Origin of the sequence: Buttiauxella agrestis ATCC 33320 (genome assembly GCF_000735355.1) — a bacterium.
GTDB lineage: Bacteria > Pseudomonadota > Gammaproteobacteria > Enterobacterales > Enterobacteriaceae > Buttiauxella > Buttiauxella agrestis.
This window is the reverse complement of the sequence record NZ_JMPI01000029.1, coordinates 1-25,294: the sequence shown is the minus strand read 5'-3', so window position 1 is coordinate 25,294 and position 25,294 is coordinate 1. Positions and strand designations below refer to the sequence as shown.

The 25,294-nt window shown below is 51.9% G+C and carries 20 protein-coding genes; 9 read left to right on the top strand and 11 right to left on the bottom strand.

Features of this window, described 5'->3' with window-relative positions; genetic code table 11:
• Genes paaH through paaK form a run of 4 tightly spaced genes read left to right on the top strand, consistent with a single transcriptional unit; the run spans window position 1 to window position 4,441 of the window.
• Complete coding sequence (gene paaH / locus GBAG_RS09525; protein ID WP_034495406.1) at window positions 1-1,482, top strand: 3-hydroxyacyl-CoA dehydrogenase PaaH; 1,482 nt, start codon at window positions 1-3, stop codon at window positions 1,480-1,482.
• Window positions 1,472-1,897, top strand: coding sequence for a hydroxyphenylacetyl-CoA thioesterase PaaI (gene paaI, locus GBAG_RS09520; protein ID WP_034495404.1), 426 nt, complete (start codon window positions 1,472-1,474; stop codon window positions 1,895-1,897). Before paaH ends, paaI begins: the two co-directional genes overlap by 11 nt.
• The gene (gene pcaF / locus GBAG_RS09515) at window positions 1,894-3,102 is read left to right on the top strand and encodes a 3-oxoadipyl-CoA thiolase (RefSeq protein WP_034495402.1); all 1,209 of its coding nucleotides are present in this window, start codon (window positions 1,894-1,896) and stop codon (window positions 3,100-3,102) included. The genes paaI and pcaF overlap by 4 nt, the downstream gene beginning before the upstream one ends.
• Before the next feature lie 22 nt (window positions 3,103-3,124).
• Window positions 3,125-4,441 carry a phenylacetate--CoA ligase PaaK gene (paaK, locus tag GBAG_RS09510; RefSeq protein ID WP_156104873.1) on the top strand — a complete coding sequence of 439 codons (1,317 nt, stop codon included), beginning with the start codon at window positions 3,125-3,127 and terminating at the stop codon, window positions 4,439-4,441.
• Window positions 4,442-4,463: 22 nt separating this feature from the next.
• Here the strand turns inward: paaK and GBAG_RS09505 are convergent, their stop codons facing one another.
• Window positions 4,464-4,841 carry an HVO_A0114 family putative DNA-binding protein gene (locus GBAG_RS09505; RefSeq protein ID WP_034495400.1) on the bottom strand — a complete coding sequence of 126 codons (378 nt, stop codon included), beginning with the start codon at window positions 4,839-4,841 and terminating at the stop codon, window positions 4,464-4,466.
• Entirely contained in the window at window positions 4,838-5,203 is a 366-nt protein-coding gene (locus tag GBAG_RS09500) for a toxin-antitoxin system TumE family protein (protein WP_034495398.1), read from the bottom strand. The genes GBAG_RS09505 and GBAG_RS09500 overlap by 4 nt, the downstream gene beginning before the upstream one ends.
• 288 nt (window positions 5,204-5,491) lie before the next feature.
• Here GBAG_RS09500 and paaX point away from each other — a divergent pair, with 288 nt between their 5' ends.
• On the top strand, window positions 5,492-6,424 hold the full coding sequence (paaX, locus tag GBAG_RS09495) for a phenylacetic acid degradation operon negative regulatory protein PaaX (protein ID WP_034495396.1): 933 nt from the start codon (window positions 5,492-5,494) through the stop codon (window positions 6,422-6,424).
• Between the two features lie 9 nt (window positions 6,425-6,433).
• Complete coding sequence (gene paaY, locus GBAG_RS09490; protein WP_034495394.1) at window positions 6,434-7,030, top strand: phenylacetic acid degradation protein PaaY; 597 nt, start codon at window positions 6,434-6,436, stop codon at window positions 7,028-7,030.
• Between the two features lie 32 nt (window positions 7,031-7,062).
• Here paaY and feaR read toward each other — a convergent pair whose 3' ends face one another.
• Window positions 7,063-7,971: a transcriptional regulator FeaR gene (gene feaR / locus GBAG_RS09485; RefSeq protein ID WP_034495392.1), complete on the bottom strand. Its 909-nt coding sequence runs from the start codon at window positions 7,969-7,971 to the stop codon at window positions 7,063-7,065.
• A 247-nt stretch (window positions 7,972-8,218) separates the two neighbouring features.
• On the opposite strand from feaR, the gene GBAG_RS09480 reads away from it, so the two are divergent.
• Complete coding sequence (locus GBAG_RS09480) at window positions 8,219-9,718, top strand: aldehyde dehydrogenase family protein (RefSeq protein ID WP_034495388.1); 1,500 nt, start codon at window positions 8,219-8,221, stop codon at window positions 9,716-9,718.
• 330 nt (window positions 9,719-10,048) lie between these two features.
• Here GBAG_RS09480 and GBAG_RS09475 read toward each other — a convergent pair whose 3' ends face one another.
• The 6 genes from GBAG_RS09475 to GBAG_RS09450 form a co-directional block, all read right to left on the bottom strand.
• Window positions 10,049-11,356 carry a glycoside hydrolase family 10-like protein gene (locus tag GBAG_RS09475; protein WP_034495385.1) on the bottom strand — a complete coding sequence of 436 codons (1,308 nt, stop codon included), beginning with the start codon at window positions 11,354-11,356 and terminating at the stop codon, window positions 10,049-10,051.
• Window positions 11,357-11,424: 68 nt separating this feature from the next.
• Window positions 11,425-12,759 (bottom strand): HlyD family type I secretion periplasmic adaptor subunit, encoded by a 1,335-nt coding sequence (locus tag GBAG_RS09470; RefSeq protein ID WP_034495382.1) that lies wholly within the window; start codon window positions 12,757-12,759, stop codon window positions 11,425-11,427.
• Between the two features lie 6 nt (window positions 12,760-12,765).
• Window positions 12,766-14,505 carry a type I secretion system permease/ATPase gene (locus GBAG_RS09465; RefSeq protein WP_034495379.1) on the bottom strand — a complete coding sequence of 580 codons (1,740 nt, stop codon included), beginning with the start codon at window positions 14,503-14,505 and terminating at the stop codon, window positions 12,766-12,768.
• A gap of 10 nt (window positions 14,506-14,515) precedes the next feature.
• Window positions 14,516-19,840, bottom strand: a complete 5,325-nt coding sequence (locus GBAG_RS09460; protein WP_034495376.1) for a peroxidase family protein — start codon at window positions 19,838-19,840, stop codon at window positions 14,516-14,518.
• 736 nt (window positions 19,841-20,576) lie between these two features.
• The gene (locus GBAG_RS09455) at window positions 20,577-21,536 is read right to left on the bottom strand and encodes a YbgA family protein (protein ID WP_034495374.1); all 960 of its coding nucleotides are present in this window, start codon (window positions 21,534-21,536) and stop codon (window positions 20,577-20,579) included.
• Between the two features lie 88 nt (window positions 21,537-21,624).
• A complete protein-coding gene (locus GBAG_RS09450; RefSeq protein WP_034495372.1) occupies window positions 21,625-22,353 on the bottom strand; it encodes a MerR family transcriptional regulator in 729 nt (242 codons plus the stop codon).
• A 118-nt stretch (window positions 22,354-22,471) separates the two neighbouring features.
• On the opposite strand from GBAG_RS09450, the gene GBAG_RS09445 reads away from it, so the two are divergent.
• Window positions 22,472-22,996 carry a lipocalin family protein gene (locus GBAG_RS09445; protein ID WP_034495371.1) on the top strand — a complete coding sequence of 175 codons (525 nt, stop codon included), beginning with the start codon at window positions 22,472-22,474 and terminating at the stop codon, window positions 22,994-22,996.
• Window positions 22,997-23,085: 89 nt separating this feature from the next.
• Here GBAG_RS09445 and GBAG_RS09440 read toward each other — a convergent pair whose 3' ends face one another.
• Both GBAG_RS09440 and GBAG_RS09435 read right to left on the bottom strand, forming a co-directional pair.
• The gene (locus tag GBAG_RS09440; protein ID WP_034495369.1) at window positions 23,086-23,577 is read right to left on the bottom strand and encodes a DMT family transporter; all 492 of its coding nucleotides are present in this window, start codon (window positions 23,575-23,577) and stop codon (window positions 23,086-23,088) included.
• A gap of 9 nt (window positions 23,578-23,586) precedes the next feature.
• Window positions 23,587-24,021 (bottom strand): DMT family transporter, encoded by a 435-nt coding sequence (locus GBAG_RS09435; RefSeq protein ID WP_034495367.1) that lies wholly within the window; start codon window positions 24,019-24,021, stop codon window positions 23,587-23,589.
• A 97-nt stretch (window positions 24,022-24,118) separates the two neighbouring features.
• Here GBAG_RS09435 and GBAG_RS09430 point away from each other — a divergent pair, with 97 nt between their 5' ends.
• Window positions 24,119-25,054, top strand: coding sequence for a LysR family transcriptional regulator (locus GBAG_RS09430; protein ID WP_034495365.1), 936 nt, complete (start codon window positions 24,119-24,121; stop codon window positions 25,052-25,054).
• Window positions 25,055-25,294 lie beyond the last annotated feature (240 nt).

The window sequence follows — 25,294 nt, the reverse complement described above, 5'->3', positions numbered from 1 at the left end:
ATGCTGACGCCACAATCAGTTATCGCCGTGATTGGCAGCGGAACCATGGGTGCAGGCATTGCGCAGGTTGCCGCGCAGGCCGGACATCCGGTCAAAATTTATGACATTCAGCATGGAGCTGCTTCACGTGCAATCGACAATATTGCGACCGTACTAAGCGCCAGGATGGCGAAAGGCAAACTTTCTGAAAGTGACAAAAATGCCACCGTCAGTCGATTACACGCCGCAAACAGCCTGAATGACCTGGCCGATGCAGCCCTGGTGATTGAAGCCGCCGCCGAGCAAATCGACATCAAACAGGCGATTTTCCGCGATCTTGCTGCGGTCTGTTCCGCGCAGACAATTTTCGCCAGCAACACCTCATCAATTTCGATTACAGCCATTGCCAGCGGCGTTGAGCATCCGCAACGCGTAGCCGGAATGCATTTTTTTAACCCGGCTCCGGTGATGAAACTGGTGGAAGTGGTGAGCGGCCTGGAAACCGCGCCAGCCGTGCTGGAGAGTTTAATCACGCTGGCGTTGCGTTGGGGGAAACAGCCGGTACGTTGCCATTCAACGCCAGGGTTTATCGTCAACCGTGTGGCGCGTCCTTTTTATTCGGAAGCGTGGCGGGCACTGGAAGAAAATATTGCCCCTGCGGGTGTGATTGATGCGGCGCTGCGTGACTGCGGCGGCTTCCCGATGGGACCGCTAGCGCTGACCGATTTGATTGGTCAGGACGTGAATTTTGCCGTTACGTGCTCCGTGTTTAACGGCTTCTGGCAGGAGCGACGTTTTCTGCCCTCGCTGATTCAACAAGAGCTGGTACTCGGTAAGCGACTGGGTAAGAAAACCGGGCAGGGAGTGTATCGCTGGCCGCTCAACGAAGCGCTGCCGTATCTGCCCGCCGAGCCAGCTACAGCCGGGGCTAAAAAGATTTATTGCCACGGGCGTGCTGCCTGGCTGAATAATCACTCGACAAGTGACAGCGTCACTGAATCTTCACTGGAACTCGACGATGTCTGGGTGCAGGTGACGCAGGGCGAAACAGCAACGCAGCTGGCAAAACGCCTGCAACGCCCGGTAGTGCTGCTGGATTTGGTGAATGACTGGCAGCGCTCGCCCTTGGTTGTGCTGGCTGCGGCAGCGAATAACCGCCCGGAAGATACCGCCAAAGTGATTCACTTCTTCCAGCAACAGGGCAAACAGGTGCTGATGATCAACGACTACCCTGGCATGTTGGTGTGGCGCACGGTGGCTATGTTGGCAAACGAAGCGACAGACGCGGCTCAGAAAGGCGTCGCCAGCGAGCAAGACATTGATACCGCGATGCGCCTGGGCGTGAATTATCCGCATGGCCCGCTGGCGTGGGGGGCAGAACTTGGCTGGCAGCATGTGTTGCGCCTGCTGGAAAACCTGCAACAACATTACGGCGAAGAGCGTTATCGCCCCACGTCCTTACTGCGCCAACGCACGCTGCTGGAGACGCAACATGAGCATTAATGCATGGGCTAACGCCCGGGAAATGTACGCCCGCGATAACTGCGCACAGCAGATGGGCATTGAATTCCAGGAGATGGGCGAAGGTTTTGCGCGCCTGACGATGACCATTACCGAAGCGATGCTCAACGGCCATCAAACCTGCCACGGTGGGCAGCTTTTTACGCTGGCGGATACCGCCTTTGCCTACGCCTGCAACAGTCAGGGGCTGGCGGCAGTGGCATCCGGTTGCAGCATTGATTTTGTCAGACCGGGTATGGCGGGAGATACGTTAACGGCGATTGCCCAGGTGCGCACTCAGGGGCGACAAACCGGCGTTTATGACATTGAAATCATTAACCAACAAGAGAAAACGGTGGCGCTGTTTCGCGGGCGTTCACATCGCATCGGCACAACAGTACCTGGAGCCAAACTATGAATGACGCATTTATCTGTGACGGCGTGCGCACCCCGATTGGCCGCTATGGTGGAGCACTTTCATCAGTGCGTGCCGATGATTTAGCGGCCATCCCGCTTAAAGCGCTGATGGCGCGTTATCCGAATCTTGACTGGAGCGCGGTCGACGATGTGATTCTCGGCTGTGCGAACCAGGCGGGCGAAGACAACCGCAACGTGGCACGTATGGCGACGCTGCTTGCCGGGTTGCCGCAGTCACTTTCTGGCACCACCATCAACCGTTTGTGCGGCTCCGGCCTTGATGCGTTGGGCATGGCGGCAAGGGCGATAAAAGCGGGCGATGCCGAACTGATGATTGCCGGTGGCGTGGAGTCGATGTCGCGTGCACCGTTTGTTATGGGCAAGGCCAACACGCCATTTCAGCGCCAGGCAGAGATGTTCGATACCACGATTGGCTGGCGTTTTGTGAACCCGCTCATGGCTGAACACTTTGGTACTGACAGCATGCCCGAAACAGCAGAGAATGTAGCGCAGTTGTTAAATATAAGCCGTGAAGATCAGGATGCTTTCGCCTGGCGGAGCCAGCAACGGGCGCAGCAGGCTTTCGATAATGGTGTTCTGGCGCAGGAAATCGTCCCGGTGGTGTTGAAAGTTAAGAAAGGTGTAGTGACGGAAATTCGCGAAGACGAACATCCACGCCCTGAAACAACTTTGCAACAACTCCACGCGCTAAAAGCGCCATTTCGCCAAAACGGCGTGATCACTGCCGGAAACGCTTCCGGTGTGAACGACGGCGCTGCCGCGCTGATTATTGCCAGTGCCGCCGCCGCTCAGCGCCACGGTTTAACGCCAAAGTCACGCATTGTGGCGATGGCCACGGCGGGTGTGGAACCCCGTCTGATGGGCCTTGGCCCAGTGCCCGCGACGCGCAAAGTGCTGGAACTGGCGGGGCTGTCAATCACTGATATGGACGTTATCGAACTGAATGAAGCTTTTGCCGCACAGGCGTTGGGGGTTTTACGACAATTGGGACTTCCTGACGACGCCCCACATGTTAATCCCAACGGCGGCGCAATTGCGTTAGGCCATCCATTAGGCATGAGTGGAACCCGACTGGCGCTGGCCGCCAGCCACGAACTTCATCGCCGCAAAGGGCGTTACGCTCTGTGTACGATGTGTATCGGTGTTGGTCAGGGCATTGCCCTGATCCTTGAGCGTGTGAGCTAATCAACCCTGCGAGTACCCTATAATGATAACCTCTACTACAAAGCTGGAACCGATTGAAACCGCGTCAGTTGATGAGCTGCAAGCCCTGCAAACGCAGCGAATGAAATGGACGCTGAATCACGCCTACAACAATGTGCCGATGTACAAACGCAAGTTTGATGCGGTCGGCGTGCATCCTGATGATTTTAAAGAGCTGAAGGATATTCGTCTCTTTCCTTGCACCACCAAGCAAGACCTGCGCGACAACTATCCGTTTGACACTTTTGCGGTGCCAATGGAGCAGATCGTGCGTATTCATGCGTCGTCCGGCACGACCGGCAAACCAACGGTGGTGGGTTATACCCAAAAAGACATTGATACCTGGGCGGATATTGTGGCTCGCTCTTTGCGTGCTGCGGGCGGTACGCCTAAAGATAAAATTCACGTCGCCTATGGTTACGGGCTGTTTACCGGCGGCTTAGGTGCGCACTACGGTGCAGAACGCCTGGGTGCCACGGTGATCCCGATGTCCGGCGGCCAAACAGAAAAACAGGCACAGCTTATCCGTGATTTCCGCCCAGATATGATTATGGTGACGCCATCATGGTGCCTGAATTTGATTGAAGAACTGGAACGTCAGATGGGTGGCGATGCTCGCGATTGCTCGCTGCGCGTGGGGGTGTTTGGTGCGGAACCGTGGACTCACGCCATGCGCCGTGAAATCGAACGCCGCCTGGGCATTACCGCGCTGGATATTTATGGCCTGTCAGAAGTGATGGGGCCGGGTGTGGCGATGGAATGCCTGGAAACCACCGATGGCCCAACGATTTGGGAAGACCATTTCTACCCGGAAATTGTTAATCCTATCAGCGGCACACCGCTGGAAGATGGCGAGCAGGGCGAATTACTGTTTACCACGTTGACCAAAGAAGCGCTGCCGGTGATTCGCTACCGCACCCGCGATTTAACGCGTTTGCTGCCAGGAACCGCGCGTACCATGCGCCGCATGGATCGTATCACTGGCCGTTCAGATGACATGTTGATTATCCGTGGTGTGAATGTGTTCCCGTCGCAACTCGAAGAAGAGATTGTGAAATTCGAACATCTGGCCCCGCATTATCAGCTGGAAGTGCATCGTGACGGGCATCTCGACACGCTTTCCGTCAAAGTGGAACTCAAAGAAAGCAGCCTGCATTTGAGCCATGAACAGCGTTGCTCCGTGTGTCACCAGTTGCGCCACCGCATCAAATCAATGGTAGGGATTTCTACGGAAATCAGTATCGTGAATTGCGGCAGCCTCCCACGCTCGGAAGGGAAAGCGATTCGCGTGAGTGATTTGCGCCAGGCGGCAAATCAGTAACAACTTGCCGCATCTATGTGCCTCACGCGGCATTGATGCGGGCTTCAAATGCACTGTCGACGATGATTTCAAAGTCGGTATACAGCGCTTTAGGTTTTACTTTGCGACCCGTTTTGATTAGCTCAACGAATCCGTGCCCATTTAGGGTTTGTAAGGTGACAGACAGATTACTGAGTTGGCGATTGGAAAGGGCCGCAAGTTCGGAGATGGTTTCGGGCTGATGTTTGGTCATGAGTCGCAAGAGTGCGATGTTTTCAGGATTCAATATTTGCCCGAGCGCGTTGATTGATACGAACCATATTTTCGGTTCATCCGCTTCCCGGTGATATTTCCCGGACGCAATAGCCAGCATATATTTTTGAACGAGTGCATTCGACATGATACCGATTCTTGCTTTCATCGTTTTCTCCTTGAATTGATGATCTCTTCACTACGTTTAAAAAAATCCTCCAACAGCTGTGCTGCTGTGGAAAATTCATAGAAATGCCCTTTATCTGATGCAGTCAGGTGAACGTGATCCCGAACGATACGACTACCAAACTTCCCTTTGCTGGCTGTTCTGATGCCATGCGCATTGTCATAACCAAAAATGCGAGTGTTGTACTTGTTATGTAAAGTTAACGAATAACGAACACCGTGTGGGCAAAGGGCGGAAGGGGCGACACGCCACGCTTGCGCTTTCCACCAATAACCCTCTTCCAACTGGACCGAGACACCGTGTAATTCGAGTAACCACTGCAAGCCAAAATCTTCTCTTTCCATTGAGCAAAATCCTTACTTATGATCGTATCATAATATTGGTTTGATTTTTATGCAATGGAAGAATGTAGGGAAATAAATAGCTGCACAATGCTGGGGACAAAAACCGTGGAAACCGCTCGCAAAACGCAAATTTATTTAAGGTTTTGTCGCATGGTGTGATGCTAATCCGACCTACAAAAATTGTATTTCTCAGAATTGTGAATCACATTGTTAATGACATGATTTAAATCATCTTTATTGTGCTATGTTTTATATTGCTATCGACTTTAACCACGGATTTGGCGGGCCATGAGCAACAAACTGGAACAGTTTATTCAGCAGGCGGTGAGCGCAGTTCCTATTAGTGGAACGTCGCTGATTGTCTCATTGTACGGGGATGCGCTGGCGCATCGCGGCGGTGAAATCTGGCTTGGCAGTCTGGCGACGATGCTGGAATCACTGGGCTTTGGTGACCGTTTTGTACGAACATCGCTGTTCAGACTCAATAAAGAGGGCTGGCTCGATGTGGAGCGCGTTGGACGGCGCAGCTTTTATCGCCTGACCGAAATGGGGCAGCGTATGACTCGCCGGGCAGAAGCCAAAATTTACCGTGCCGGGCAACCGGAATGGGACGGTAAATGGCTGCTGTTGCTTTCAGAAGGGCTGGAGAAAAACACGCTACAACAAGTGAAGAAACAGCTTATCTGGCAAGGGTTTGGCACGCTTGCGCCGAGCCTGATGGCATCGCCATCGCAAAATCTTGCTGATGTACAAAGCTTACTGCATGAGGCGGGCGTGTCGGACAACGTGATGTGTTTTGAAGCCTCTTCACCGCTTCAGGCTTCGAAAACGGCTCTTAAAGCGCGTGTCGAAGAGTGCTGGTTGCTGACGGACAAAAACGAACGCTATGGCGAGTTTATCAACTCGTTTCGTCCTTTGCTGCCGTTGCTGCGAGAGGCCAATGAAAGCGAGTTGACGCCGCTACGCTGCTTCCAGATTCAGCTTTTGCTTATTCACTTCTACCGCCGTGTGGTGCTGAAAGACCCCCTATTGCCTGATGAATTGCTGCCGCCGCACTGGCAAGGGCAAAGCGCCCGCCAGTTGTGCATTAATATCTATCAACGAGTTTGCGCAGGCGCGTTAGCGTTTGTCACTGAGCACGGTGAAACTTCAGTGGGCGATTTGCCGCAGCCGGGCAGCGGTTATTTCCAACGTTTTGGTGGACTCACGCTGAGTCCGTAAGGAGAGATTATGCCGATATATCAAATTGACGGGCTGACGCCTGTCGTCCCCGAAGATAGTTACGTGCACCCAACGGCGGTACTGATTGGCGATGTGGTGCTCGGTCATCGTGTTTATATCGGGCCAAATGCCAGCTTGCGCGGTGACTTTGGGCGCATCATCGTTAAAGATGGGGCGAACGTGCAGGATAACTGTGTGATGCACGGTTTCCCGGAACAGGACACGGTGGTTGAGGAAGACGGGCACATCGGCCACGGTGCGATTCTGCATGGCTGCTTAATTGGCAAGAATGCGCTGGTCGGAATGAATGCGGTGATTCTGGATGGCGCGAAAATCGGGGAGAACAGTATTGTCGGGGCCGCTGCGTTTGTGAAAGCCAGGGCTGAATTTGGTGCCAGGCAAATGATCCTCGGTAGCCCGGCGAAGTTTGTCCGTGAATTACGCCCCGATGAAATCGAATGGAAGAAAAAAGGCACGCGTGAGTATCAGGATTTAGTGATTCGCTGCCAGCAAACCATGCATCAGGTGGAGCCGCTGCGCGAAGTCGAAGCAGGTCGCAGTGAGAAAAACATGAGCAGTGTTTACCAACCAAAATTGCAGAAGTGAGTGGGCTGGGGGCAGACGGAGTAAAAATCCCTTTACTGCCAGCGCTTACGATATTCCCCCGGCGAAATACCAAAACGCAGCTTAAAGGCTGTAGAGAAGTGACTATGATCCGTAAACCCCCAGTGGTAGCCAATTCCTGCTAACTTTTCCGAGCTGTTCGCCGTGCGTAATGCCTGAGCGCAGAGATCCAGACGACGATTTTTGATGTACTGCGCGACGACCAGACCTTTGTCGGCAAACATGCGATACAGGCTGCGCACGGACATTCCTGCTTCGCTAGCGATCCACTCCGGGCGCAGGTCTTCAGACTGAATGTTGTTATCAATCAAACCCATCACCCGGTCTAATTGCTTTTCGCGTTTTGACGGCACCGCGTCACGCACCTGCAACACCGGGCGCAACAGGCAAATAATCGCTTCCAGTGCCGCCTCACTTTCACCGACGTTAAGCGTTGGGTTCTTCATGCTTTCATGCAGCAGACGCTGGCTCATTTTCACCACCGGCATCCCGGCATCTAAGCGTTGCGCGCATGGGATAACGCCGGTGCGCAGGTTTTGCTCAAGCAAATGGCGCGGCACCAGAAGGGAAATTTGTCTCGCGGTTTGCGAATAGGTAAAGCGGCTGGGACGTGAGGCATCAATCAGGGTGATATCACCCCGGCGCATCAACGCCTGGCTATCGCCTTGTTCCATGACGGCTTCGCCATCAAGCTGAAATACCGTGTAAAACCAGGCGTCGTTGCCACCGTCGATTTCACGTTGAGTGCGGAGCAAGCGGGCATGGGCAATGTTGACCATGCTGAGTTTCATGGCGTTGGCGTGGTATTCCTGCAAGCTGCCATGGAAACCTTCGGCCAAAAATTGCCCGGAGAATTGGCCGCAAGCTCGGTTGATATTTCCAAGCCAGCGATCAAAACGTTCGTTAGTTTGCGATTCTGCCATTGCTTACCTCACCAACTGCTTAAGTGTTAATTCATTGTTACAGCTTGCGCGATACGGGAGAAGAGATTCGCGTCTGGTATAGGAATTCACTATAGATAATTCCCGCGTCAAAACGGCGAGCTTTGTCGCCAAATGCGTGTGCTGTCACAGGGAACAAAGCAATTGTCAGGCAGAGAAAAACCTTTTCTGCGGCGTGACTCTAGACTTCTGGCAGGGCTTTTCGCCATGACGATAATAAGGAGAAACTATGTCTGCAAATACAGTTGCTGTTCTCGAGTCGGTTCAACGCTTTCTGGCACGCCACCATGGGTTGTACATCAAGGGAAGCTGGCAGCCTTCAGCGTCGTCAACGCGCCTGAGCGTGTTTAACCCGGCGGATGGACTGCAAATATCCAGCAGTGCAGATGCCAACGAAGCTGATGTCGATAAAGCCGTCGCGTCAGCCTGGCGGGCATTTACCAGCGGAGTATGGGCCAATATGTTGCCTGCCGGCCGTGAGAAAATTCTGCTGAAGTTTGCCGATCTCGTTGAGCAAAACAGCGAAGAACTGGCGCAGCTTGAAACACTGGAGCAAGGCAAATCGATTAACATTTCTCGGGCGTTTGAAGTTGGCTGCGCGCTGAACTGGATGCGTTATACCGCGGGGCTTACCACCAAAATCAGCGGTCGCACGCTTGACGTGTCGATTCCAATGCCGGAAGGGGCGCGTTATCAGGCGTGGACGCGCAAAGAGCCGGTCGGCGTGGTGGCGGGCATTGTGCCGTGGAATTTCCCGCTGCTGATTGGCATGTGGAAAGTGATGCCCGCGCTGGCGGCGGGGTGTTCGATTGTGGTGAAACCCTCGGAAACGACACCGCTCACGCTGTTACGGGTGGCGGAATTAGCCAGTGAAGCGGGTGTACCAGATGGAGTGTTTAACGTTGTTACCGGGAGCGGTGCGGTCTGCGGGCGGGCGCTCACGGAACATCCTATGGTCGCTAAAGTGAGTTTTACGGGATCGACGGCTACCGGGAAAGGTATTGCGCGTGCCGCGGCAGATCGTTTAACGCGTGTTACGCTCGAGTTGGGCGGTAAAAACCCGGCCATTGTTCTCAAAGATGCCGACCCGGCGATGGTAATTGAAGGCCTGATGGCGGGAAGTTTCCTGAATCAGGGGCAGGTTTGTGCGGCAAGTTCACGTATTTATATTGAGTCACCGCTGTTTGATTCTCTGGTGAGCGGCTTTGAACAGGCGGTGAAATCCCTGTCTGTGGGCGCGGGAATGGATACCAACACGCATATCAATCCGCTGGTTTCACGCACACACCAGCAAAAAGTCGCCAGTTATCTGGATGATGCGCAACGAAATCATGCCGAGCTGATTACTGGCAATAACGGGCCAACCGGTGAGGGATATTACGTGACGCCAACGCTTGTGGTGAACCCGGCGGCGGAGCTACGTCTTAATCATGAAGAGGTGTTTGGCCCGGTCGTCAATCTGGTACGGGTCAAAGACGCAGAGGAGGCGCTCCGCCTTGCCAATGACACGGAGTATGGTCTGACGGCCAGTCTGTGGACCCGCGACCTACAGGCGGCGATGAGTTACACCTCGCGCATTCAGGCTGGCACCGTTTGGGTGAACAGCCACACATTGATTGACGCCAATATGCCATTTGGTGGGATGAAACAATCGGGTTCCGGTAGAGATTTTGGCCCGGATTGGCTGGACGCTTACACCGAAACAAAATCAATTTGTGTGCGCTATTAATTAATTACCCCGGGTCCTTCCGGGGTGAATTTATACCAGGCGTAATCTTAATGGTAGTGATGGTGATGCCATCCGTGGTGACGGCCACCATCGTGATATATACATCCTGAAAGACTCATAACAATTACTATACTGCTGATAATCAATGCAAATTTCTTCATGTGTTCATACCGCTTTTCACTGTGAATATTGCATTTGATTATCGGTCTATATAAATCCGGAACAACCAGAATAAACTCAAATTTCCGGCCTTCACATTTTCCTCAATATTGCTCAATTATTATCCTGGGCAATACCATCAATATATTCCTCTATATTAATGGTATTGCGTTAACCGTTATTCCAGCGATGTTTAATGTAACTGACCGCTTCCTGCGTTTGTGGTTGGTTGAGATAATTCTCGCGGAACAAAATTGTGCCGTTGATGTTGGGAAGAGACTCATTTAAATCGAGTTGTTTTTTCAGTTCAGGCACACCGCCATTGACCGTCCAGTCTGGTTCATTTTTTGATGACTCACCGACTTTATAAAACGCCACGCCAATATAAAGACGAGTGTTGGTCGGTTTCACCACATCAGCCCACCATTTTGCCAGCACATCATAACGCGCGGCTTTACGTGAGAAGGGCCAGTAGACCTGCGGGGCGATGTAATCCAGCAGCCCTTTTTGCACCCAAAGACGCGTATCGGCATAGGCTTCATCATAAGCCGCGGCACCAGAAGTTTCGGAACCGGCCGGATCGTGTGAGCGGTTGCGCCAGACGCCTGCGGGGCTTACCCCAAATTCGACGTTGGGATTTAACTGTTTGATAGTCCGGGAAACTTGTTCAATTAACAGCTGCGTATTGTGCCTGCGCCAGTCAGCTTTAGACGCGAAACCCTGACCATATTTCTGGAAAGTCTGGCTGTCATTGAGCGTCGCCCCTGGCGATTCAGTATAGAAATAGTCATCAAACTGAACACCATCAACAGGATAGCGCTTAACAACTTCAGCAACGACACTGGTTATCCAGTCCCTGGCTTCAGGGATCCCAGGGTCCACGACATAGCGATCGCTTGCCGTGCGAATCCAGTCGCGATGCAGCACAAATACGCTTGGCGGCTGGTTTGATAAAGTGTTGTTGAGTTCCGCGACGGTTGAGGCTTTGGTGTTCGTCGAAACACGATAAGGATTAAACCACGCATGGACTTTCATGCCGCGCTTGTGCGCTTCATCAAGCATAAATTGCAACGGATCGTAGCCGGGATCCTCGCCAATTTTGCCGGTTAATGTATCTGACCACGGCAAAATCTGTGATGGCCACAGCGCGGTGCCATCCGGTTTCACCTGGAAAAATACCGTGTTGACCCCGAGGGTTTTAAGCTTATCGAGCTTGTCGGTTAACGCTTTTTGTTGCTGGCTAATCCGGTTTGCAGGACTGGCATTCACGGAGGCGACAGGCGGCCAGTCAAGACGTGAAACGGTTGCCAGCCAGACGCCACGCATCGGTTCTTTATTAAGCTGAGATTTCCCCGGTAAGGGCTGTTTTGCTACCGGGGGAAAAGGCGTAACCAAAGACTGCGGCGGTTTCGATGAACAACCTGCAAGTAAAAGAGCAAACGCAACGAGCGTTCCTGTTCGTTTAACCGTTAACTTCATCGTATCCAGGCTCTTTTAAGGCGTTAATAATGCATGGCCTGCAAGATTATCAGTAAATATAGAGGGTGTCAGTATTCCTTAAACGCCAGTTCCAGGCGGGCGATCAGCGGCTTGAACAAGTAACTTAAGAAGGTTCGTTCCCCGGTTTTTATCGTTACGCTTGCGGGCATACCGGCTTTAATTTTGTAATCGCCAAGCAATTGTACGCCTTCTCGTGAAACCTGGACTTCTGCGAGGTAGTAGGGTTGTTGTGTGACTTCATCCATTAAACGGTCAGCCGAAATAGTCAGGACGCGAGCCGGAACCGACGGTAACAAAGCATGGTTGAGGGCAGGGAATAACACATCCACTATTAGTCCTGGCGCCATTTTATCAATCGCATGTACCGGGATTTTGGCATCTATTTGCAGAGGTTGCCCGGCGGCGACAATATCCATTAAATGTTCACCCGGCTGGATAATTCCGCCGACGGTACTGACTTTAACATCCAGAACAATGCCATTAATCGGCGAGCGGATCTCAGTGTTATCCAGTTCATGCCGTGTCGATACCAATTCATCTTCCAACATCGCGACTTCTTTTTGTTTATCCGATAACTCGGACTCCACTTCGCGCAGGTATTGATGACGTACTTGATAGGCTTTAATCTTTAGCTCGTTTTGCTGGGATTTTAGTTTGGCAATATTCAGAATATCTTCGGAAACACTACTGGATATTTCAGCTGCTTCACGTTCAAGCACCAGTAATTGTGCTTTTGGGTAATAGTTTTTTTCACTGAGCGCTCTGATGGCACCCAGTTCGCGGCTGATCAGTGTGAATTGGTGATCGCGGAATCCTTTTATTTTATTCAGGTTTTCGGTTTGCCCCACCAGGCCATCGAGTGTTTCCTGAATCATTGATAATTCGTCCTGGATGGTTTTCCGGCGCGTATCGAATAGCTTTTCCTGGAGATTTCTTGCATCTGCCAGGCGTTTATTATTGGCGAACTGTTTTGTCAGGCTCGCATCGAAAGCGATAGTTTCCAGACCATCTCTTTCCGCCAGCAAACGGTCTTCATTGCTTTTGGCTGAGATATATTGCGCGTTTAACGCACTGAAACGCATGTCGAGTTGCATTTTGTCCAGGCGCACTAATATCTGATTTTTTTGGACCGCATCTCCCTCTTTAATAAAGATGTCGGTCACTCGCCCACCGCTCAGGTGTTGAATTGTTTTGCGGTTGCTTGAAACGGTGACGGTGCCGTCAGCCACCACACCAGCGTCCAGCGGTGCCTGTACCGCCCACAATAAGAACCCTCCAACGCCTATGACTATCACAATAATCCCGCGCAGAATCGGGGGCCAAATTTGAGTATCCACGCTGCCGGAACCGTCTGTTTCAGGGTTATTTTTGTTCTTTTTCATTTTCTGTCAGGCCTCACGTTGCTGAACATTCGCCGCTGAAGCAGGAGTGGCTACCGGTTTTAATATGTTGGCTTGTCGCAAATTCGCGAAGACCTGATCGCGGGTGCCGAACTCCTGCACGGCCCCCTCGTTGAGAAGTAAGACTTTGTTGACCACGCCAAGCAGTGTTGGGCGGTGAGAGATAATGACGGTGGTTTGCCCTTGCGTGCGCAGCGTATTAATGGCCTTCACGAGGGCAAACTCACCGGCATCGTCGAGGTTGGCGTTGGGTTCATCGAGGACGATAAATGCCGGGTTGTTGTAAACCGCACGCGCAAGCCCAATACGCTGGCGCTGCCCGCCGGAGAGTTGATGCCCGCCCGCGCCCAGTGGCGTGTCGTAACCTTGTGGGAGGCGTAAAATCATGTCGTGTACGCCTGCCAGTACCGCGGCTTCGACGATAAGCGTGCTGTCATTGTTGGAAAAGCGGGAGATGTTTTGCGCGATGCTGCCATCAAATAATTCAACATCTTGCGGCAGATAGCCCATAGATGGGCCAAGCAGTTCTTTATCCCACTGGCAAATGTCCGCTCCGTCCAGGCGAACTTTTCCGGATAACGGTTTCCAGACCCCAACCAGAAGTTTGGCGAGCGAAGTTTTGCCGGAAGCCGATGGGCCGATGATGCCCAACACTTCGCCTTTTTCGAGTTGGAATGAAATATTACGCAGCAGCGGAGCATGCTGGCCGGGCGCTGCGGCAAAGACACTTTCAACGCTAATATTGCCCTTTGGCCGCGGCAGCGTAAGGACTTCTTTCGCCGCCGGATATTCTTTCAGCAGTGTGGATATCTGGTGCCACGCGCTACGAAACTGCACGAACTGTTTCCAGCTACCAATGATTTGCTCTACCGGATTCAACACTCGCCCAAGAATAATGGAGGCGGCAATCATTAACCCCGGAGTAATTTGCCCCCCGATCACCAGTAATGCCCCAGCCCCGAGTGCAACGGATTGCAGTAATACCCGCACAAAGCGGCTCAAACTGCTTAAATTCGCGGTTTTGTCGGCAATCTGGGTTTGGAGAATCAATACTTTGCTGTGCTGTTCCTGCCAGTTAAGTTTCAGGGTGGAGAGCATGCCCATGGCTTCAATCGTGTCGGAGTTTTGCAGTTGTTTATTGAGTTTTGTGGCGTTATTGATGGTTAACGCGTGGGCTTGCTGGATAGGGCGTTTGGTTGAGAATTCAGAAACCAGCGTCAGAATAAAGAGTATTAATATCCCGGCCAGAGAGAGGTATCCCAATAGCGGGTGGACAAGAAAGGCCATGAATAAATAGATTGGCGTCCAGGGGATATCCAGTAATGCAAATAAACTGCTGCCGGAAAGAAACTGGCGAATTTGATCCAGTTCTGCCAATGACTGCGCAGGGTTATTTTCGCCAGTGGCGACCTTGCGTTTAAAGGCGGCATTAAAGACTAGCTGGCTTAATTTAACATCCAGACGATTACCGAGTCTTATCATGACGCTGGAACGCGCGGATTCAATCATCGCAATCACGATGTAAATGCCGACAATCAATAACGTTAACATCAGTAAAGTGGTGGTGTTTTTGCTAACCAGAACTCGGTCATAGACCTGCAACATATAGATTGCCGGCGCCAGCATAAGCATATTAATCACACAACTAAAAAACAGCAGCATAATAAAGGTGGGTTTCGTTCCCTTTAATGCATCCTTCAGTTCTGTTGGCGTATGCTGGCGCGACATGGTATTCCCCTTACGCGATGAGTGAGTTATTGCCGTTGTTAGCGGCAAACGGTGTCGGTATTTCCAGTACAAAATCACCAATATTGACGGTGGTAGAGTTAACGCCGACTAAAGTAATGGTATCCGCGCCGATGGTAACGGTGGTGTTACCACCGCTGCCGCCAATCGCGACGTTGCTGGCGAAGGTACTCGACGTAATGCCCAGCAGACTCAAATCGAGGTAATCCTGTCCGCCTGTCGCATTGCTATCGAACCCGTTAATGCGGTCTTGCCCGAAGCTTGCGCTGAAGGCGAAGATGTCATTTCCGGTGCCGCCGTCCATGATGTCATTGCCTGCCTGACCATTGAGTCTGTCGTTGCCTGTGCCGCCGGAAAGGGTATCCACACCCGCGCCGCCGAAGAGAACGTCATCCCCAATCCCGCCTTGCAGATTATCAACACCATCGCCGCCATCGAGGGTGTCATTTCCAGATCCCCCCACCAGTTGGTCGTTTCCTCCCATGCCAGACAGCGTGTCGTTACCGTTGCCACCGGTCATAAGGTTGGCCGTCGCATTCCCGATGCCGACGAAATTGCCCTGGCCGGTGAAGACCAGTTGTTCCACGTTTTCGGTCATGGTGTAACTATTGAGGATGGTTTCGACGATTTCCGTCCCGCCATTAAGTGCCTCGACGACGATATCACCCGCGTTATCAACGATGTAGGTGTCATTGCCGTCACCGCCTGCCATGGTGTCGGCACCCTGGCCGCCATCGAGGTCGTCGTCGCCTGCATCACCTTGCAGAGTGTCGTTTCCTGTGCCGCCGGAAAGGGTGTCACTCCCGGTTCCGCCGACTAACAGGTCGTCACCCGCGCCACCATTAAGGGTGTCGTTGCCACCTTCACCGCGCAGAATGTCGCTCCACGCCGTTCCGGTGAGGACGTTACCGGTATTTGTGCCCGTGATGAGGTCGCCAACAGGTTGAGTTGTCGTCGAAGTCAGAACGACAGGCGGGTTGCCTTCATCATCAATGACGGTGACAACGACCTGTATGGTTCTGCCCACCATGGCCTGCGTCGGGGTGTAAGTTGCCGCGGTAGCGCCGACAATGTTGGTGAAACCAGTCCCGTTGCTCATTCTCCATTGGTAGCTAAAGTTACCGCCGCTCAAGCCATCAGCATCCGCGATACCGGAGACTACCGCCGTCAGCATCAGGCTTTCGGTCGGCGTCGCATCGCTGATCACCGGAGCGCCGGTGGTCGGCATATTGCGTGGGACTACCGCCTGAGTTTGGCCCGAAACTAATCTTTCGGCATCACCCATACGGTCGTTGAACGTGGCGACAACGCGTACTGGCGCACCCTGAATCGTGCCCGGTACTCTGAACTCTTCGCCAACGGACTGATCCCGCCATTCACCGCCAATCAGTGCCTGCCAGGTCAGCGTGATAGCGACGTCTGCGGCCAGCCCGTTACCATCATGCAAATCGGCAATGTTGACGCGCAGAAGATCACCCACCTGAGGCGTTGCGCTACTGACGGAGAGATTGCCCGTGGCCTGTTGCGCCGTGACCCAGAGCTGTTCACCGTTGCCAAACTCCAGTTTTTCGATGTTCAGCAGGCGGTCGATACCATCATCAAGATTCAACGCGGCATCCGGCGTGGCGTGGTCAACTCTGAGGCTGCCGTCCTGCATACGGGTAAAGACATAGTTGCTGCTGATATCTCGATACACTGCGACGTCAGTTTCTGTGCCATCACCTTCACGCAAGATTTCACGCACGATCGCGAGTTGGTCGGGTTTTAAGGTGCCAGCCAGCATATAAGATTTCAGCTCGTTCATGCTGTCGACACTGGTGATACCCGGCAATCCCGTGACTGCGATGCGCACGTTCAGCCATGCGTCACCATCAATGATGTCATTGCCTGCTTTACCGGTTATGCGGTCGCTGCCGCCGCCGCCCAGTAAAATATCGCTGCCATCATCCGGGTTTAACAACACCGCGTTAGAGTCTGCGGAATGCGCAACGCCGAGGATGTCCTGAAGCCCGGTGATCCTGTCAGCACCTTCCTGGGTGAGATTATTAGAGAGGGGAGTTCCCAGAACCGGTGCGGTCCCGAGAGGTTGTTCGGTGCCAACTAACACATCGTTATATTTCCATCCCGATAACCCTTCGACCAGGTCAAAACGGTCGCGCAGGATGAACTCCTGTTGGTTGACGAAAATCGGAATGCCGAGGTCAGAGTTCGCGCCGTGCGGGTCGCCTTTGTGGATGGCCCAGTCGAAACCGGCCATGCCATTGTTGCGCTGAATACCCGCCCCCTGAACCATGATGTCGTCGCCCGCTTCGCCATCGTAGTCCGTATCGTTACCCTGGCCGTTGAGCACGTCGTGGCCGACAATGGTGCTGTTGAAGAACAGTTCGGAGTTTTCGCCCGTTAACGAGTCAAACCCGTCACCACCTTCCAGCCAGTCGTCACCTTCGTTGCCAAGCAGGGCGTCAGCGCCCGATCCGCCCAGCACAAAGTCATTGTCCCGGCCAGCAAACACTTCCTGGGCATCTTCGCCGACAACCACGAAATCACTGCCGGTGCCGCCGAAGACCAGGTCGTTACCGTTCCCGGAGAAGATCACGTCATTACCTGCATCACCATGCAGGAAATCGGCATCACCAACCGGTGTTCCGGTGTCGGTAATAATGTCATCGCCGTCACCGCCGTGGACCACATCAGCCTCGTCGCCACCATCAAGGCGGTCGTCGCCACCGTCGCCCCAAAGGCTGTCGATACCTTTACCGCCAATTAGCGTATCGTTCCCGGCGGAACCGCCGAGCACCACATGACCATCTCCGGTGTATTTAAGATATGCGCCGTCAGCCGCGCCATCACCGTCCACATCCTGAGTGGCTGCACGCCGCGTCATCAACGGAGTGAGCAAATCCTTGAGCGGATTTCCCCATTTCGGATCGACTTCTGTTTGCAGCGCCTGGTTTACTTCGAAAATGTGATCCGGGGTCTGGAACAGGTTAGCAGGCAGGTGCGAGGAACCGTTTTCGCCCAGGTCACTGTTGCGCATCACCAGAGCGGAGAACGAATTCGCTTCCAGTTCATTGAGCATATTCATCCCTTGAACACGGCTCAGGTAGTAGAAACGGTCGCCGTCTTGCAGCATTTCCATCTGCGTTTCAAAGACGAAGTTGAAGGTCGAACCGAGCATGCCGCCAAACTCGTTTTTGCGCTCCGCAAGGCCGCCAATCCAGAAATCGACCATATTCAGGCCGCTCTCTTTTGTCGCCCAGGCGCCGGTGCTGTTGAAGAAATCAAGCGCGTCGGCAGGAGGCGCGTTAACCCCATCGCCGAACAGCAGGAAATTCACCGCATCGCGTTTCCCTTCAATCGTGGAGGCGGCCAGAATCAGCTCGTGTTGGCCATAGGCGGCCATAAAGTTAATGACGGAAGCCGGGTTTTTTAGGTAAGTCGTAAAATCAGACCAACTGGTATAAGGCCGCAGTTCACTGTTTCCGCTTAATTCAAAGAACTGCTCGCGAGCCTGGTTCAGCGTCGGCATTGCCGTATCACGGCCACGGGCAATGTTCAGCGCACCTAAATCCAGCGGCAGTCCGATCAGGTTATTACGCAGGGCATCGGTAATAAATTCATCAATTTCGTTACCGACTTGACGCGTCATACCTCGCACAATCGCGCCGATTGCCTGCTCATCCGTGACGTTGGCGCCGTTAATTTCATTAAATGCGACCGGATTGAGGAACGCTTCAATCAGGCCGATATCGCCGTTTTCCATATCAATATCGGTACGGGCGACGGTTTCTGTCAGCATCGAGTGGCCAAAACGGTAAACCACATGCGCGAACTCAGCGAAGATTAGCGGGTTGATATCCGCGCTATTGGAGAAGACAAACGGGTCGACTGCGGGTTGCACCGTGCGGGCGAACTCTTCGAAGACCAGGTGTTGATACTGCATTTCGGTAGTAAAGCGGCCCGCCTGGAATAAGTATTCGCCGTTCCACACCAGGGTACTGGTATCGGCTGGCAGTTCAGTTATCTGGTGCGAAGGCATCAGCCATTGATTGATTAGGCTGATATCACCGGTTTCCAGCAGAGTCGTTTTGTACTCTTCCACCAGGCGGTTGTGTTCGCTGTGGAAGACGGCGTGTACCGCGGTTAGCCCGATGTTTTCGTTACCGCGTCCGTCGCCGGTGATGAAGTGGCGGTCGAGTAATTCGTCATCGTAAGTTCCAGCGGGTTGAGCGCCACCTATCACATCATCGTCATCGGCAACCAGGCCGGCTTTTGGTGCGGCGGTATGGGCAATGTCGTCGAGGAAAGCGTGACCGGTGCGCAGTGTTCCGGCAGGTAAAAAATCACCGTTAGCTTCAACCAGCCCTGCAGTGGTCACAATCTGCACTTTACCGTTGTCACTTAAGATTAAATTGCCGTAACGGTCGGTGGCCAACAGCGGAACATTGAACACATCCTGATCGGTGAGTTTGATACCGAGCAGAGTTTCAGCCTGGTTTTTGACATCGGCCCAGGTCGCCAGTCCGCCATTCGCACCGCCTAATAAATTGCCGGTGGGTTCAGGCTTGCCATCGATCATGACGTATTCGCGAATGAATATTTGATGTGAAGGGTGGGAAGTGTAAGTTTGGTTTTGATCGATGAATGGGGTGGTGAGATTTACCGTTTCATGATTGGCATCTACTTTTGCCCGGGTTAATACCATGAAGTTGGTCGCTGACCCTTCCACATATAAGGGGTCATCGGGTTGCAACGGAATAAATACAATGCCGTTTCCCTCCTTAGGTATTAAATCCAGACCATGATCAAAGAATTGCCCGAATAACGTCATCCAGCCGTTAAAAGCAGGGGAGAGTCCCACATCTGGCGACAGGTTAGGAATCGACAAGCTGCCATTTGCCGATGTCGTTCCTCCTCCTGGGGCATCTTGCAGGCCGTTATGCGCGTCGACCGCTGCCGGGTTAGATGCGGTTTGATCCGATATTAAGTTACTGATAATTCGCGGGTCTGCATCAACAACCATCCCACCGAGTTGGGTATAACTGGTCATTGCATCCGCATCTTGCCAGTTTAATGCGGTTAATCTTGGCATATTTTGATCGGCGGCACCGTAGAGTTCCTGGCCCGGCAGAAGGTTATTCCACGAGCCATCGACGGTACGTATCCCGTAAGGAAGCAACGGGCTGGAAACTAAATCGCGAAGGGCATCGCCATTAATACTGCCGTCCGGGTTTGTCGCTGCTTCAGATATTTTTATCTGCTTGAGAATAAAAGCAAGATCGTGCAGCGTGACAGTAAAGTCATATTGTGAGGCCATAAATAATTACCCCTATCTTTACTTTGAACTAGCTATCATCACTCGTTCCTGTCGTTTTCAAAAAAGGCAGGAGAATGAACCGTGTGTATTGAAAGAAATTATCGAGTTGCAATGAAGCAACCAGGGTCCATTTTTATTTAATTTAAATTGTGCACAACCTTTTTAGAGTTATTCTCCTTGCGTAAACCCTTAGCGGAATAAGTTTAATTTCACTCATAAAGATAATTGTTGGTCATTTACAGGCGACCTTAGCCCATTGAATGTGTAGATGCATTCAAGGCAAGGGGCTTTAAATATAAGCGTGCTATTTATTTGCCTGAGGTTTTTATCTCACATGACACTCTGGTTATGTTTCTAACTATGGTTTTTCTTTGTGTTACTTCTCTCATGCTTTTTTATTACCAATAAAATAAATCTGTAACTAATTTGTCATGCTTTATACATAAAACGGGACTTTTATCAGGTACCAGGCCGATATAAAGTGAGTAAATGATAAATAAAATAGGTCTGCGGATTATTTGTTGTGATCCATCTGACTGATAAATATGGATTGTTCTATTGGGGGACAGGGTGAGTCTAATGCGCCAAATGCATAAAACTCACAAATAAGAAGGGTTCTCATTAGCTATAGAGAGGAGGGCTTATTTTCATTTCTTTACGTTACTATTTAACTTTAAGCCTAAATTACCGTTTCGGATTTGAGCAATTTAGGCGATAGCAGCGAAAGGTTTAACGTTCAGTTAACCATCAAACGCAGGCATAAATTATCGGGATAGGGTGAAAAGTAATTTTGCGTCTCCAGGTAACGATCCGGGTAATCGCTCAGATAATGCTTCAACAGGGTCAGCGGCGCGAGGAGTGGCAACAGTCCATCACGGTAATGTAGAATCACATCCCGTAATTCGCCGCGCTGGCGGCTGGTTAACTGATTACGGAAGTAGCCCTGAATGTGCATCAGAACGTTAGTGTGATTTTTGCGCGACGCGGGCGTTTTCAGTATCGCCATTAGTTTTGCGCGATATTCCACGAAGAAGCTCTCAAGGTTTTCCCACTCGTGCAAAGAGGCGACGAAAGGCCCAATTTCCCGGTAACCTGGCTGATGATGCGCCAGCAACTGAAGTTTGTAGCGACTGTGGAAGTCCAGCAGCGCGCGGCGAGTGAGGCCATTTTCCCGCAGGGTGTTTAGTTCATGCAAGGCGAAGACGCGCTCGACAAAATTTTCCCGCAGCACCGGGTCGTGCAGACGGCCATCCTCTTCAACGGGCAGCCACGGGTATTTCTCCAGTAGCGCTTGCGTAAAGATGCCAACTCCCTCCTTGCGACCGCGATTGCCTTTTTCGTCATACAACCGCACGCGCTCCATACCGCAACTTGGTGACTTAGCGCAGACGATAAAGCCAGACAAACCGCCTTGAGAAGAAAGGTACGAGTCTGCGAAAGCGGTCATTTTGTCCGTAACATCATCGTGAGGTGCATGGCTAAAGCGCATCCGCAATTCCCCTTCGCCGGTCTGTACCAGACGTAGCGCCGGACGCGGAACGGGCAGGCCGATGGCCATCTCCGGGCAGATGGGTTTGAAATTCACCCACTGCGCGAGTCCGTCCATCACAAAGCCCATCCGTTTATGACCGCCGTCAAATCTGACTGTGGAGCCGGTTAAGCATCCGCTGATCCCAATGACTGGTTTAGTGCTCATGAATTTCACCTTGCCTGTGAACAATGTGGTAATCACATTATTAAAACTTAGACAAATAATAGTGTTTGTACAAGTTTAGGGGGGGATTTTAGAGCGCAATGACCTCGAGCGAAGCGATTTGCTGCTGCCAGAGCTCAATCTGATTTTTGCGCGCGGCGGTTAGTTTGCCGCTAGTGACCAGCAGCCATTTTCGATCCGGGAAGATCTCTGGGGCCAGCATGACAGGCGGCACAGGAAGCACGTCGATCCTCTGTCCTTGCCCTGTGCGCTTTAACGCTTCAAGCCAGATTTCGCAAGGGTCGGTAAGGTGCCAGCCGGTGATTAAGTAATTATCGCCCGGCGCTTTTTTATCACCTTCGAGGCAAAATGAGGTGTAGGAGATGATGATGCCGTCGAGGATTTCGCGCAGAGTCATTATCGCGGGAATGTTGGCGGAGACTTTACTTCGCAATGGACGCAGGACTTCCGTGACCAACTCCGGGCGCGGATATTCGCGGCCCGAGTCGTAAATCTGTTGACGCAGAGACTCGATTTTTCCCTCTTTCAGCCGCTGCAACATGCTCTCCTGAAGACTGAGCCAGTTGTTTGTCTGACGTGTTTCAGGCCTTGCCAGCAAGGGTTTAACCTGGCTGACCGGAACGCCTTTTTTTACCCAGTCGAGAATTTTTAACGCCTGCTCGACATCATCATCACTATAAAGACGGTGTCCGCCATCGGTGCGCATCGGCTTGATCAGGCCGTAACGACGCTGCCAGGCGCGGAGTGTGGTGGCGTTTATCCCGCAAAGACGGGCAAATTCACCGATGGAGTAGGGCATAAGTCTCACCTGATAACAGAGAATATTCTCAATATACTACGAATATTACCCCGCTGAATGTAGCGCAGGATGTTTGCACTACACTTTATTTCCAACCGCGTAGATGAAAGGAGTTCCAATGAAGCTATGGCCTGTTGTGACCGGAGTCGCTATCGCACTGACCCTGGTTGCTTGTAAATCTCCCACGCCGCCGAAAGGAGTTGAGCCTATTACTGGGTTTGATGCCAGCCGTTATCTTGGCAAATGGTATGAAATCGCTCGCCTTGAAAACCGTTTCGAACGTGGCCTTGAGCAGGTCACTGCTACTTATGGCAAGCGCAGCGACGGCGCTATTAGCGTGCTCAATCGTGGGTATGATCCGATTAAAAACAAATGGAATGAGAGTGAAGGGAAAGCTTCGTTCACTGGCGCACCAACGACTGCCGCGCTGAAGGTGTCATTCTTCGGGCCGTTTTATGGCGGCTATAACGTGATCAAGCTGGATGATGATTACCAGTACGCGCTGGTTAGCGGTCCGAACCGTGACTATTTGTGGATTTTGTCTCGAACGCCAACCATACCGGATGCTGTGAAGCAGGATTACCTGAACACTGCGCGCAATCTGGGATTCAAAGTCGAACAGCTGGTCTGGGTGAAGCAGTAAGTAAGTGCTCCGGGTTCTGACGGGCGAAAGATGCCTGAATCGAACCCGGTCATTATTACTGGCAGAATGCGCGTGTATCTAATCTGCGTTTAGCCTTGCTCTGACACCCGGTCGGTATTTTTTTCTATCGCCGCGACATTAGCTTTATTACTGGAATAGATGAAGCAAAGTGCAATTCCCAGGCAAACCACAGCGCCAAGGCGTGTCGCTGAAAAGTGAATGACCTCATTACCTAACCAGCCAAAATTGTCAATAAGCATACTCATTGTCAGTTGACCTAAGATAACCGCAACCGTTGCAACAGCCGCTCCAATACGCTGAACAGCCAGCACCATAATGACGATATAAGGAACACCACAAAGTGCGCCAAGCAACTGCCATTTCGGCACATCCAACAAGGTGAGGGCGTGCTTCGGTTCGAAGAAGAAAATAAGCAGGGCGGTGACCAGTGCCCCAACGGAGAAAGTCAAAAACGCACTGCGGAACACGCCAACGTTGCTGCCTAACTTTCCATTAATGGCAGCCTGCATGCTAAGGACCGCCCCCCCGATAACTGCCAGAAAAATCATTAATATATTCACAGATTGACCTCAGCCTTTTGCCACAAGAAACAACGCAGCAATAATAAAAATCAGCGCAATAATTCGTTTACTGTCAATTTTGCGATGCGCCGCGCCGAAAAAGCCGTAGTGGTCAATGACCAGGCTCTTGAAGACTTGTCCTGCCAGAATGCCAATCATCGTCATTGCAATCCCGATAATGGGAACCGCAACGGTCAGGATGACGACGTATACCGGACCCAAAATTCCGCCCAACAAAGTCCATGAGGGTTGAGTAAAGAATGAAGGGCTGTTTCGTGGGCTAAAGAACAACATCAGCAAGAATGTCAGCGCCGCGCCGACTCCGAAAATACTGAAAGTGGCCCATAAGTCGCCGACCTCGCCGCCCAGCGGCCCTAATAAACCCGCTTCAACGGATAACCCCATCCCGCCGGCAACGACGAGAAATATAAATAAAAGCTGCATATAACACTCTCCAGTGGCTTAGGTGCAGGATCCTATAGCAGCGGGGAATAATGAAAAACGGTATAATTCAGGAAACACCTTTGCAGGAATCGCGATAATGTACGATCCGAGTGCCATTAATTTCCGCACGCTGATGTTTTTCATCGGTGTGTTTGACGAACAGAGTTTTTCAGCTGTCGCAAGGCGAGAAGGGGTCTCAGCGTCAATGATTTCGCGGGTAATCCTGCAACTTGAGGACACGCTTGGGCAGCAGCTTTTTTATCGTAATACCCGAGCAGTGATCCCCACTGAAGCGGGTCGGTTATTTATTGACTATGCCCGCACTATGACTGACCAGTTGAGTGAAGCGCGTAAGGCGATGCTGGACCGCTCCCTCGAGCCCGCAGGGCTGATACGAGTCAATGCACCGGTATTTTTTGGCCAGCGACATATTGCTCCATGGCTTACTGAACTTTCAGCCCGCTATCCGAGGTTGCTGATTGAACTGACGCAGACTGATAACTATATCGATCCACACAGGGACGCGGCAGACGTGATTTTCAGAATTGGCACACTGACGGATTCCTCTTTCCATGCCCGCATATTTGGAACCCAGCATTATCATCTGGCAGCTTCCCCAGGCTATATAGAAAAGTATGGAGAGCCGGAGCTCCCAGCCGATCTCATTCATCATAAATGTCTGGTTTATAAAGGATCAGCAGGGCCAAACCGTTGGCTATTCAGGGAGCAAGGCGGCAGTTGGACTCATTATCCTGTTACCGGGTTACTGACATCCAATAATGCGGAATCTTTACTGACCAGCGCGCTGGGTGGTATGGGATTGGTTCTTTTCCCGGACTGGCTCATTGGCGACAGTCTTAAAAATAGTGATCTTGTCAGAGTCATGGAGGGATTCGAAGCCGCGATTAATCCAGAGCCGCAGCATATCGCCGCCATTTATCCCAACACGAGACGACCGCCATTAAACGTACGGGCGGTCATTGATTACTTTGTGGAAGTTTACGGCACGCCGCTTTACTGGCAGCTTGATTGATAATAGTTATATAGAAAGCGAAGTAAAATCCGATTACTCATCATAAGTTTTTAGTACGCAATACGGAACTGTGGACGGCTGCCAGTCAGCTATGTCAGTTCCGTTTGTTAACCAAGGGTGATGGCATGGGAATCTGGCAAAGGGTGAGGTGAGTTAGCCTGGTGAGTTCTGAGATGGTATCGGGTTTGTATCCTGATATTTGATTTAACATAATATACATTATGCGCATCAAGATTGTAG